At 59.2% G+C, this 12,255-nt stretch carries 9 protein-coding genes; 4 read left to right on the top strand and 5 right to left on the bottom strand.

The window, feature by feature from the left end; all coding sequences use genetic code 11:
- Positions 1-35: 35 nt before the first annotated feature.
- Positions 36-242 carry a hypothetical protein gene (locus I5L79_RS08525; protein WP_196954615.1) on the top strand — a complete coding sequence of 69 codons (207 nt, stop codon included), beginning with the start codon at positions 36-38 and terminating at the stop codon, positions 240-242.
- 272 nt (positions 243-514) lie between these two features.
- Here I5L79_RS08525 and I5L79_RS08530 read toward each other — a convergent pair whose 3' ends face one another.
- The 4 genes from I5L79_RS08530 to I5L79_RS08545 all read right to left on the bottom strand — a co-directional run bounded on the left by I5L79_RS08530 (position 515) and on the right by I5L79_RS08545 (position 9,198).
- Complete coding sequence (locus tag I5L79_RS08530; RefSeq protein WP_196954616.1) at positions 515-3,109, bottom strand: TonB-dependent receptor domain-containing protein; 2,595 nt, start codon at positions 3,107-3,109, stop codon at positions 515-517.
- 536 nt (positions 3,110-3,645) lie between these two features.
- Complete coding sequence (locus tag I5L79_RS08535; protein ID WP_231402992.1) at positions 3,646-4,131, bottom strand: hypothetical protein; 486 nt, start codon at positions 4,129-4,131, stop codon at positions 3,646-3,648.
- A gap of 61 nt (positions 4,132-4,192) precedes the next feature.
- Positions 4,193-6,319, bottom strand: coding sequence for a S9 family peptidase (locus I5L79_RS08540; RefSeq protein ID WP_394368792.1), 2,127 nt, complete (start codon positions 6,317-6,319; stop codon positions 4,193-4,195).
- A 194-nt stretch (positions 6,320-6,513) separates the two neighbouring features.
- The gene (locus I5L79_RS08545; RefSeq protein WP_196954618.1) at positions 6,514-9,198 is read right to left on the bottom strand and encodes a valine--tRNA ligase; all 2,685 of its coding nucleotides are present in this window, start codon (positions 9,196-9,198) and stop codon (positions 6,514-6,516) included.
- A 218-nt stretch (positions 9,199-9,416) separates the two neighbouring features.
- On the opposite strand from I5L79_RS08545, the gene aat reads away from it, so the two are divergent.
- The gene (gene aat, locus I5L79_RS08550) at positions 9,417-10,112 is read left to right on the top strand and encodes a leucyl/phenylalanyl-tRNA--protein transferase (protein ID WP_196954619.1); all 696 of its coding nucleotides are present in this window, start codon (positions 9,417-9,419) and stop codon (positions 10,110-10,112) included.
- 57 nt (positions 10,113-10,169) lie between these two features.
- Here aat and I5L79_RS08555 read toward each other — a convergent pair whose 3' ends face one another.
- Positions 10,170-10,571 carry a 4Fe-4S dicluster domain-containing protein gene (locus I5L79_RS08555; RefSeq protein ID WP_317191373.1) on the bottom strand — a complete coding sequence of 134 codons (402 nt, stop codon included), beginning with the start codon at positions 10,569-10,571 and terminating at the stop codon, positions 10,170-10,172.
- Between the two features lie 100 nt (positions 10,572-10,671).
- On the opposite strand from I5L79_RS08555, the gene I5L79_RS08560 reads away from it, so the two are divergent.
- Both I5L79_RS08560 and I5L79_RS08565 read left to right on the top strand, forming a co-directional pair.
- Positions 10,672-11,682 (top strand): acyl-CoA reductase, encoded by a 1,011-nt coding sequence (locus tag I5L79_RS08560; RefSeq protein ID WP_196954621.1) that lies wholly within the window; start codon positions 10,672-10,674, stop codon positions 11,680-11,682.
- A gap of 260 nt (positions 11,683-11,942) precedes the next feature.
- Positions 11,943-12,242: a hypothetical protein gene (locus I5L79_RS08565; protein WP_196954622.1), complete on the top strand. Its 300-nt coding sequence runs from the start codon at positions 11,943-11,945 to the stop codon at positions 12,240-12,242.
- The last annotated feature ends 13 nt before the right edge of the window (positions 12,243-12,255 follow it).

Consider the following 12,255-nt stretch of genomic DNA (forward strand, 5'->3'; position numbering starts at 1 on the left):
AGGGCGAGGCAACTGCTTCGCCCTGCTTTTTGCCCATGAACAAAGTACTTTCCCTGGCCGCCCTGCTCATTGCCCTCGGCCTGATCCTGTATCTGTATCAGCAGCTTAACGCCACCGAAAAGGCCTTGCAGCTGGCCGAAAAGCGGTTTGCCGATTGTGAACAAGTCAATTTCCAACTGCAGAACCAACTCACGCTGGTGAAACGCGGGGACATACCTGACAGTCTGAAGGTGAAGCAGTAACAAGTGCTTAGTTCCTGGTGCTTACATTGCTGGAGCCACCGGCCTATCTGCTCATATAATAACAGAACGCCCCACCGACATACATCGGTGGGGCGTTCTGTTTTAAGTCTTCTGCGGATTGGTGAGGCAGGTAGTAGCGGCACGACATGGGGTGGGTATTGCCTTGGCCCGGGCACCTGCGCCGCCGCCAGTCTGCGCAACGGCGGGCGGGGGCAAGCCCCGCCCCTACAATTGCCGGCCCGTTACCTGTGCCAAGCACGAAGCTCCAACCTCTACGGGCGGCCGCCGCTTTGCTGGGCTGGCGCTTCAGTGGGGGCACCGCCGCCGTCCTTCAGGTCGTCGTTGTTTACGGATTTCTTGCGGCGCTGCGGGGCCATGCTCATCTTGCCGATGCGGTAGCTGAGGGTAGCCCGCACGCTGGTGCGGTGCAGTACGTTCAGGCTGTTCTGATCGAGCAGCGGGGAGTTTACCTCACTGCGGATACGCCACTTCGGTGTGAAGAAGTTGTCAGCACCAATGCCGAAGGAGCCTTTCTTGTCGGCAAAGTCCTTTTTCAGGCTGAGGCTGTACACGCCGATGCCGCCCTGGTAGCCCTGGAGCTGCACCTGCCGGCCCCGGTAGAAGGAAAAGAACTGCAGGCCCCAGCCCTTGGTGAAGTTGTAGCTACCCATGAGTCGGCCACTGGCCACCCAACCCTTGTTGCTTGCGGAAAAGCGCACGTCCTCCGTATTGTTGTTGTCGAGCACGGCGTAGTACACATCCACACCACCCCCTACAGTGAGCTTGTTGTTCAGGTTCACGTTGGCAAACACGCTGGTGCCGTAGGCGTTTTCGGTGCCGATGTTGCCGTAGCTGGTCCGGATGGTGTCGCCGTTGGCGCTGGCCGTGCGGATGGGCTGGATGGACTTGTTGGTGTTGCGGGCGAAGGCCGTGAAGTTGAGCGAGGTCTGCTTGATGAAGGTGTTGTAGCCTAGCTCGAAGTTGTTGGTGTACTCCGGGTCCAGCTTCGGGTTCCCCTCGGTAATGTTGACCGGGTTCTGGGCCTGGCGGTTGGGGTTCAGAAACTGCAACGACGGGCGCTGGATACGCTTATTGTAGGCCGCCTTCACGGTGTTGCCGTTCTTGAGCTTCTTCGACAAGTTCAGGCTAGGCACCAGCACCCCGTAGCTCGGAATCTTATCCACCTCCGAGGTTTCAAAGTCGGCGTCGATGGTGGTGTACTCGTAGCGGGTGCCGGCCTTCAGGGTGTAGTTCTCCCCGAAGCCTAGGGTATAGGACGCGTAGGCCGCCGACACGTTCTGCCGGTAGGTGAACACGTTGGACAGGCCCAGGCCCGGCTGCGGCTGGCCGTTGATGAGGGTGGTGTAGTCACTCTCCACTTGGCGGGAAATATTCTTGCCGCCCAGCTCCAATAACTGCTTGTCGCCCAGCGGAGTCTGGTAGTCAGCTTGTACCGTTACTTCCTGGTTGTAGCTGTCGTTGAGGTTGCGCAATTCGGTACCAGCTTGGGCGCCTTCCAGGATGTCGTTGGTGAAGTCGTTCTGGCGATTGTTGCGGCTATACTGGGTTTGCAAACTTAGCTCACGCTGGGGCAAGGCAAAGTTGTGGGTGTAGCCCAGGCTGAGGTCCAGCGTGTTGGCCTTGTCGAGCACCTTCACGTCGCGCACGGTGGCGGCGGGGTTGGCCGTGCCATCGAAGCGCTGGATGCTAGTGGTGAGGCCATCCTGGTAGGTGGTCCCGTTGCGCATGCCCAACTGGGCCGAGGCCGTGAGGAAGTTCTGCTTGTTGATGTCGTAGTCCCAGCCCAGGGAGTAGCGCCCCCCAAACTGGTTGTTGCGCGTTTCGGCCGACTGCGTGGTGGTGCTGAGCTTGGTGCGGGAACTCAGGTCGTTGCCGGTGATGCTGTAGGTGGTTTGCTCGTTTTCGAAGGAGCCCGGCGTGTTGTAGCCGCCGCGGCCGCCCGCGTTCAAGGAGAAGCCCATCTTGCCGGCGCGGTACGAAGCCGAAACGCCCGCGTCGGCGGCGCGTAGGCCCCCACTCACGCGCCCATCCAGCGTGAAGCCTTGCAGGTTGTTTTGCTTGGTGACGATGTTGATGATGCCGCCGGAGCCTTCGGCGTCGTACTTGGCCGAGGGCGCGGTAATCACCTCCACGCTCTTAATCTGGTCGGCCGGAATCTGCTTGAGGGCGTCGGCAATGGAGTTGGCGGCAATGGTGCTGGGGCGGTTGTTGATGAGTACCCGGATGTTCTGGGACCCGCGCAGGGTCACGTTGCCGTCGAGGTCTACAGAGAGGCTGGGCACGCGGCGCAGCACGTCGGTGGCGTCGCCACCCCGGGTGGTTTCGTCCTTCTCGGCGTTGTACACGGTGCGGTCTACCTTCTCCTCAATCAGGCTGCGCTGGCCTTCCACTACCACTTCGCCCAGCTTTTGGGCCGTGGAGGCCAGCGTGACCGTACCCAGGGCTACGGTATTGCCATCCTCGGTGATGACCACCCCTGGCTTTTCAATCTGCTGGTAGCCAATAAAGCTGATCTGCACGGTGTAGGTGCCGGCGGCTACGCGCGTGAGGGCGAACTTGCCATTGTCGTCGGCAGCGGTGCCATCTACGGGCTTGTTGGTGGCGGGGTCGAAGAGGGCAATGGTAGCAAAGGGAACCGGCTGCTTGCTGGTGGCATCGAGTACGGTGCCGGTGATGCGGCCGGTGCCTTCGCGGGGCTGGGCGGCGGGACCAGCTGGTGCGCCGACAGGCCTTCCGGCACCGGTCGGGCGGGTGGCACCAGCGGGGCGCTCAGGGGCAGCAGGTTGTTGGGCAAAGGCCGCCGTACCCCCGGCGGTGAGTAAAATCAACAGAACAATTCGTTTCATATCAGAGAAAAACAGCCCCGGAGCTGGCTTTGTCAGCCGTCCAGTGCCTCAAAAATACGCGCCCTACGAAGGGCCTCCGCCGGATATCGACCAACCCTTGGCTTCTGACGACTGACGCCGCTAAAGCCTCGCGCCAACCAAAGAGGCAGCGCGCCACAGACACTAGTTTGGTGAAGAGGTGGCACGCACCGCTAAAAAACCGCCACAACTGGCTAATGTTCTTTCTCACCACTCGTTTACCGGTCTTCCACGGCAACTTTTGCAAGACCTCAGCTGCCGTTTTTCCTTCTTCACCTCCCATTTCGGATGCGGGCGAAACTCTGTCCAACGCATTATAAACACAGCCGGCTACTTTCGCGAGTAAGCGTCAACACAGCAACGCCCCCGCGTGGCGCACTTGGTTTGAAACCAAGAGGCGCCACGCGGGGGCGTTGCTATACGGAACAGGCAGAGGTTACCGGGCAACAGCAGCCAGAACTTTCAAGAAGACATTAAGATGTCCTTGCTAGTAGTTACATCGGTCGCCTTCGTGCTGTTTAATAGCAATAAAAATCGAGGTAGCCATTACACGCCATCGGGTCGCCCTGCTCTTGGTTGAATTGCCACTGTTTGTCGTTGCTAAATCCCCAAATGAAATAACCAAAAAACCGCTGACGGCCATTATCAATGGTGTAATGGCGAAGCTGATCATGATCAAACGTCAGAGTGACTTTCTTGAAGCCAGTGGGCACCAACAAGGGAAGTGGCAAGATTGCATATATCTCTATACCTCGCCAAGACACTTGACGCGAACGATAAACCCATCTTTGTTCCGCACCTAAGGTATCACGGCGAATCGGCTTACCCCACAAACGTAGAGCGTCTGCTGTCGTCACCCCGCCCGCACGGCCACCGTCTTTACCAATCCGCGAACCTATAGTTGCCCTTGATCTACTAACAGGCAGTTGTCTTGTGTCCGTAACCAAGGTAAACCCGATACAGTTGGAAAGCCCTAAGCATACCAAGGGCAGGAAAAAACCCACCGAAAAAGGCCTACTCATAAGCCAAACAACACTAATATCATAAATCTGTAAGCTACGACCCCTACGACTTCACGCCCAGCAACATCAGCATAAAGGCAAACTGCCTGGCCGTATCGTGGATGGACTTGAAGCGGCCGGATGCGCCCCCGTGGCCGGCGGCCATGTCGGTGTGCAGCAGCAGCAGGTTCTGGTCGGTTTTTACGGTGCGCAGCTTGGCTACCCACTTGGCGGGCTCGAAGTACTGCACCTGGGAGTCGTGCAGGCCGGTGGTTACGAGCATGTTCGGGTACTGCTGGGCCTTCACTTGGTCGTAGGGAGAGTACGAGAGCATGTAGTCGTAGAACTCCTTCTGGTTGGGGTTGCCCCACTCGTCGTACTCCCCGGTCGTCAGCGGGATGCTTTCATCCAGCATAGTCGTCACCACGTCCACGAAGGGCACAGCTGCCACCACGCCCTTGTAATACTCAGGATGCAGGTTCACCACCGCACCCATCAACAGGCCACCGGCCGAGCCGCCCATGGCAAACAGCTTATTGGCGGAGGTAAACTTCTGGTCGATGAGGTACTTGGAGCAGTCGGTAAAGTCGGTGAAGGTATTTTTCTTCTTGAGCTTCTTGCCGTTCTCGTACCACTGCCGGCCCATTTCCTGTCCGCCCCGGATGTGGCAAATCACGTAGGCAAAGCCCCGGTCGAGCAAGCTCAGGCGAGCTGCGCTGAAGGTGGGGTTGGTGGAGTAGCCGTAGGAGCCGTAGGCGTATTGCAGCACCGGCGACGTGCCGTCCTTCTTAAAGCCCTTCTTATACACGATGGACATCGGAATTTTCGTGCCGTCGGTGGCGGTGGCGTACATCCGCTCGGTCACGTAGTCTTCCTTTTTGAAACTGCCCAGCACGGCCTGCTCCTTCAGCAGTTTTTTGCTGCGGGCGGCCATGTCGTAGTCGTAGGTGGAAGATGGGGTGGTGAGCGAGGAGTAGCTGTAGCGCAGCACCGGGGTATCAAACTCGGGGTTGATGCTGATGGCGGCCGTGTAGGCGGGCTCTCCGAAGTTGAGGTAGTGCTCTTGCTTGTCCTTCCACCGAATCACGCGTAGCTGTAGCAAGCCTTCTTTCCGCTCGCCCAGCACCAGGTAATCCTTGAACAACTCCATGTTTTCCAAGAATACATCGGGGCGGTGGGCAATGACCTCCTGCCAGGCGGTTTTAGCAGTATTGGTGACGGGCGTTTTCAGCAGGCGGAAGTTGGGCGCGCCAGCGTTGGAGCGCACGTAGAACTGGTCGCCCAGGTGCTCTACCTCATACAAGTGGTCGGCCTCCCGGGGCAGAAACACTTTCAGTGCTTCGGCTGGTTTGCCGGCCTCCAGGTATCGTACCTCCGACGACATGGTGCTGCCGATGTCCAGTAGCACGTACCGGCGCGACTTGGAGCGGTGCACGCCAATGCGGAAGGTGTTGTCCTTTTCCTCGTACACTAGCTGGTCCTGCTTGGGGTCGGTGCCCAGGGTGTGGCGGTAAAGCTGGTAGTCGAGGAGGGTGCTGGGGTCCTTGCGGGTGTAGAAAACGGTCTTGTTATCGGCAGCCCACACGGCGTTGCCGCTGGTGTTGGGGATTTGCTCAGGAAAGAGCTGGCCGGTTTTGAGGTTGCGGAAGCGCAGCGTGTAGAGGCGGCGGCTCACCACGTCCTCGGAGTAAGCCAGCACCTGGTTGTCGTCGCTCACCTCGAAGCCGCCAATTTGGTAGTAGGCTTTGCCCTTGCCCAGTTCGTTGGCGTTGAGCAGGACTTCCTCTTTGGCGCTTAGGCTGCCCTTTTTGCGGCAGTAAATCGGGTACTCGGCCCCGGCCTCGTAGCGGGTGTAGTAGTAGTACCCATTGTCGCGGTAGGGCACCGACTCATCCTGCTCCTTGATGCGACCCTTGATTTCCTGAAACAGCTTTTCTTCCAGTCCTTTCACTGGGGCCAGCTGCTGCTCGGTATAGGCGTTTTCGGCGTTCAGGTAGCTGATGACTTCGGGGTTTTCGCGCTCATTCAGCCAGTAGTAGTTATCGGTGCGCGTGCCGAAGGGCGACTTCAGTTCTTTGGCCTTAATGGCGGCCACGGGCGGTTTGGGCATGGTAGCGGAGGGCGTCTGGGCCAGGACTGCGCCGCCTAGCAGCACGCCTAGGCCCGTCAGGCAGGTGGAGAAAAGGTTCATAGGGCAACCAGATGAAATGAATGGCTGCACTAAAGAAACGAGGAAATTGTGAACGGCGCGGGCTATGCCATAAAATTGTCATCCTGAGCGGAGCGAAGGACCTTAGCACGCATGAACGAGTCAATCGGACTCTACCATGCGTGCTAAGGTCCTTCGCTCCGCTCAGGATGACAGGTCAGTTGTAAGCAACCGGCTTAGAGCGCTGCCAGGCTTTGCTCCAGGGCCGTGATTTTAGCTTCGGCATCGGCCAGCTTCTGCCGCTCCCGCTCTACCAGGTCGGGCTTGGCGTTGGCCACGAACTTCTCGTTGGCCAGCTTTTTCAGCACTGAGTCGCGGAATCCCTGGGCGTATTCCAGCTCTTTGCCGAGGCGTTCCTTTTCAGCTCCAAGGTCAATCTGGCCTTCCAGGGGCACAAAGAACTCACTGCTGCCCGCCACGAAGCTTACCGAAGCAGCCGGCGCTTCCGTCACCACCGAAATGTCGGTAAGGGCGGCCAGCTTGCGAATGATGGGGTCGTAGTCCTGGAGCAGCTGGGTATCGTCGGTTTTGGCGGCCAGAGTAAGGGGCTTGTTAGGGCCCAGGCCCTTCTGGTTGCGGATGGTGCGTACCCCGCCTACAATGGCCAGGGCCTTTTCCATGCGGGCCAGCAGCTCGGGCGCACCGGCTACGGGCTGGGCTTTGGGCCACGCAGCCACGCACACATATTCCTTCGGACCGCGCTCCTTCAGCTCGTGCCAGATTTCCTCGGTGATGAAGGGCATGAACGGGTGCAGCAGCTTGAGCAGGGTTTCGAGGAAGCCCGAGGTCAGGCGCAGCGTCTCCGGGTCGATGGGTGCCTGGTAGGCGGGCTTAATCATCTCCAGGTACTCGGAGCAGAAGTCGTCCCACACCAGCTTATACACCATCATCAGCGCGTCGCTTATCCGGAACTTCTCGAAGTGCTCATCCAGTTCCGTGATGGTGGCGTTCAGCTTGGCCGAAAACCACTCCACCGCCTTTTCATTGGCGAAAGGCAAGGCGGTATCCACTTCCCAGCCTTTGATGAGGCGGAAGGCGTTCCAGAGCTTGTTGGAGAAGTTGCGGCCCTGCTCCACCAGCTTTTCGTCGTAGAGCAGGTCGTTGCCAGCCGGCGCCGAGAACAGCATGCCAGTCCGCACGCCGTCGGCCCCGAACTGCTTGATCAGGTCCAGCGGGTCGGGCGAGTTGCCGAGCTGCTTGCTCATCTTGCGGCCCAGATTGTCGCGCACGATGCCGGTGAGGTACACGTTGCGGAACGGTATTTCCTTGCGGTACTCCAGCCCGGCCATAATCATGCGGGCCACCCAGAAGAACAGGATGTCAGGCCCCGTCACCAGGTCATTGGTGGGATAAAAATAGTTGACGTCGGCGTTGTCGGGGTCCTTGAAGCCGTCGAACACCGAAATCGGCCACAGCCACGACGAAAACCAGGTGTCCAGCACGTCCTCGTCCTGGCGCAGGTCGGTGAGTTGCAGGTCCTGGTTGCCGCTCTGCTCCCGTGCCTGCACCAAGGCTTCCTCGGCGGTGAGGGCCACCACGTAGGTGCCGTCGGGCAGATAGTAGGCCGGTATCTGCTGACCCCACCACAGCTGGCGGGAAATGCACCAGTCGCGCACATTCTCCATCCACACCCGGTAGGTGTTCTTGAACTTGGCCGGATGAAGCTTCACGGTGTCGTTTTCCACCACTTCCAGGGCCGGCTTGGCCAGGTGCTCCATTTTCAGGAACCACTGCAAGCTCAGGCGGGGCTCAATCACGGCCTTGGTGCGCTCCGAGGTCTGCACAATGCTGGCGTACTCGTCTACCTTCACCACGTGGCCAGCTTCTTCCAGGTCCTTCACGATGTTGCGGCGGGCGGCGAACCGGTCCTGCCCCACGTAGAGCACGGCCTTCTCGTTGAGCGAGCCGTCGTTGTTCAGGATGTCGATAACGGGCAGGTTGTGCTTTACGCCCAGCTCGTAGTCGTTCAGGTCGTGGGCCGGCGTTACCTTCAGCGCGCCCGTGCCAAAGTCGATGCTCACGTACTCGTCCAGAATCACCGGAATTTCGCGGCCCAGCAGCGGAATGCGCACCTTGGCGCCGTGCAGGTGGGTGTAGCGCGGGTCATTGGGGTTCACCGCTACGGCCACGTCGGCCATGATGGTTTCGGGCCGCGACGTAGCAACGGTTAAGTATTGGGTATTGGGTAGTGAATATTGAGATTTTCCCCCTTGCGCTTGGGCAGAGTCTAAATACTCACTACTCACTACTTCATACTTCAAATGATACATCTTGGCCATTACGTCCTTGGGAATTACTTCCTCGTCGGACAGGGCCGTCTGGCTTTGCGGGTCCCAGTTTACCATGCGGATACCACGGTAAATCAGGCCTTTCTGGTGCAGATCCACGAACACGCGCAGTACGGCCTCGGTCAGCTCGGGCTCCATGGTGAAGCGCGTCCGGTCCCAGTCACAGGAAGCACCCAGCTGCTTGAGCTGCTCGAGGATGATGCCCCCGTACTTTTCCTTCCAGGCAAAAGCATGCTCTAGAAACTGCTCCCGCGTGAGGTCCTTCTTCTCGATGCCCTGCTCCTTGAGCAGCGCCACTACCTTGGCCTCGGTGGCAATGGAGGCGTGGTCGGTGCCAGGTACCCAGCAGGCTTCCTTGCCCTGCATGCGCGCCCGGCGCACCAGCACATCCTGAATGGTATTGTTCAGCATGTGGCCCATGTGCAGCACGCCCGTCACGTTGGGCGGCGGAATAACTACCGAGTACGGCTGCTTGCGGGGGTTGGCCTTGGCTTTAAAGAAGCCCTGCTCCTGCCAGCGCTGGTACCATTTGGCTTCAACGTCGGCGGGGGTATAGGTTTTGGCGATGGACATCGGCGGAGGAAATTCAAGTCTGAATACGGGCGCAAAAGTAGGCATTTCGGGCGGGGCGGGAAATCTTCGGCATTTCCAAGCCGAAGATGCGTTCCTTGAGTAGCCCGCCTGGCACGGTTCACTCCTCGGTAATCGAGCTGGCTTTAGCGCCCGGCCTTCTTTAAGTTTGAAACTTGCTTTGCCGCTTCCGCTAGTTACCCTCTTGTTCGCACAGTTCTATGCTCCTGCCCTTCCCCGACAATCCCGACAAGGCCGCCGACGACTCAGTGGAAGGCTTGGTGCTGCTCGGTGGGGAGCCGACCGTCGAAAACCTCACCGCCGCCTACAGCCGGGGCATCTTTCCGTGGCCGGTGGAAGGCTGGCCGGTGCTGCCGTGGTTTTGCCCACCCCGGCGCGGTATTCTGCGGCTGGAGCGCCTGCACGTGGGCCGCTCCCTGGCCCGGGCGCTGCGCCAGAGCCCCTGGCGCATCAGCTTCAACGAAGCCTTTGAACAGGTGATGCACGCCTGCCGGCAACAGCTGCGCCCCGAGCAGGCGGGCACCTGGATTACGCCCCAGCTAATACGCGGCTACGTGGCCCTACACCGGGCGGGGCGGGCCCACAGCGTGGAGGTGTGGGATGGCGCTGAGCTGGTAGGCGGCCTCTACGGGGTGGCCGTGCGGGGCGTGTTTGCGGGGGAGAGTATGTTTCATACCCGGCCTAATGCTTCCAAGCTGGCTTTGCTGGCCCTGATAGAGAGCCTGCGCCGACAGGGAGCAACCTTGCTCGATATTCAGCAACTCACGCCTCACCTGGCAGCCTTGGGCGCCGAAGAAGTCAGCCGCCGCGAGTTTTTGAAGCTGCTGAAGCAAGAGCAGGCCGCTGACCGCCACCTTCACTTTGGGCCCAACCCGGCCCCCTCTAGAACGCCATAAGCCCTGCCGGAGCAGGGCTTATGGGTGAATCCATTCTGAAATAAGCCGTCCGGAAGCCTAGGCTTCCTGGTGCAGCCACTCCTTTTTCTTGAGCAGCTTGTCCTGCGACTCACGGTAGTCGGGGTCGTCCACACAGCAGTCTACGGGGCAGACAGCGGCGCACTGGGGTTCCTCGTGGAAGCCCACGCACTCGGTGCACTTGTCCGATACGATGTAGTAGTACTCATCAGAGACGGGCCTTTGGGCAGCCGTAGCGCCCACCTGTTCGCCGCCATCTACCGTCACGGTGCCACTCAGGGCCGTGCCGTCGGCCCAGCGCCAGTTGGCGCCGCCTTCGTAGATAGCATTGTTGGGGCATTCCGGTTCGCAGGCACCGCAGTTGATGCACTCGTCGGTTATCATGATGGCCATAGCCGTATCCTCCTTTTTGGTACGCGTAAACGTAGATTGCCGGGCAATAGATGCCTGATTACCGCAATCCAACCCGGCAAAAGTAGAAACTAACCCGTACTCTTGCGAGTTTTTTGCCGAATACTCCCGCCTTCTCCCCTTCTTCCATATGAATCAAGCCGACCGCCTTGCCGCTTTTGTAGCCCTGGGCCAGCGCCTGCACCAGCTTTCCGACGATGAACTGACCACTCTGGCGGCCCGGGCCCGCAACCAGAACGCCTGGTTCGACAAGCCCAACGTGGCCTCCGCCTTTCGGGGCATAGCCGAGCTGCTGCAGGGAGAGCCGCTGCGCGCCTGGGCGTCCCGCTACCGCCCCGAGCCCGAAACACCCCGGCAGGTGGGCGTGGTCATGGCGGGCAATATTCCGCTGGTGGGCTTTCATGATGCGTTGTGCGTGCTGCTGAGCGGGCACACGCTACTGGCCAAGCTCTCTTCCGACGATACCGTGCTGATGCGCTGGGTGCTGGACGAGCTGACGCAGCTGGAGCCCCGCTTTGACGAGCGTATCAAACTGGTGGAGCGCCTGAATGCGGCCGATGCCTTCATTGCCACCGGCTCCGACAACACGGCCCGCTACTTCGAGTTTTATTTCGGCAAGAAGCCCAACATCATCCGGCGCAACCGCAGCTCCCTGGCCGTGCTCACGGGCCGCGAAACTGACCATGACCTGGGGCTGCTGGGCGAGGACATTTTCCGCTACTATGGCCTGGGCTGCCGCAACGTCAGCTCCCTGTACGTGCCCGAGGGCTATAGCTTCACGCCCCTGCTCGATGCCCTGGCGCCCTGGCACCACGCCACCGACCACCATAAATACCAGAACAACTACGACTACAACAAGAGCATTCTGCTGGTAAACGGCGTGCCGCACTTCGACAGCGGCTTTCTGCTGCTCACCGAAAATCCGCAGCTGGTGTCGCCCATTTCGGTGCTGCACTACGTCACCTATCAGCATGAGGTAGATCTGGCCGATAAGCTTACTGATCTGGGTGAGCGGGTGCAGTGTATCGTATCGGCGGGCGGCCAGTATCCCGGTAGCTTTCCTTTCGGGCGGGCACAGTGCCCCGCCATCACGGACTACGCCGATGGAGTGGATACCATGGCCTTTCTGGCGGCTCTATAACAGGACGTTCTCCAGGCATCAACCGCCGTCTGCCTTCAGGAGCAGGCGGCGGTTTTTGTATGGAAAGGCGCGGATAAAGGAGCAGTAAAATAGCAGTGCCAGTTCAGTTGCAAAGAAAAACACAATTGCATTAGCCCAGGATAATAGCAGCGACCAGCCTTAAAGATCTAATATAATTTTTATCCCCGAATACTTGACTAAGTAAGTACTTACTTGTAAGTTACTAGCACCAAACCTGCAAACACCTAGCTGACACCACCATGCAAACATTTGTACAATCCCCGGAAATCATTTCAAAAGAGCATGTTCAGCAGTTGAGCTTTCCGGCTGTTGATGTACTGGATTCGGTGGTTGACCGCCAGCTGCGGCGCTACTCAGCCGAGCGGGCTACTACGCTGGGCAATGGTTACCACGGCAAGGTTGATATCTACTTCCAGACCGCTGATGGCACTGCCAGGCGCGTGCAAACCACCGTGTGGGCCTGTGATGCCGACTATATCACGCTCAAATCGGGCGCTTTCCTTCCCATGCGCAGCGTTATCGGCATCGATTTCCTGTAACCCCACATACCCC

It is taken from the genome of Hymenobacter guriensis (assembly GCF_015773195.1).
GTDB classification, from domain to species: Bacteria; Bacteroidota; Bacteroidia; order Cytophagales; family Hymenobacteraceae; genus Hymenobacter; species Hymenobacter guriensis.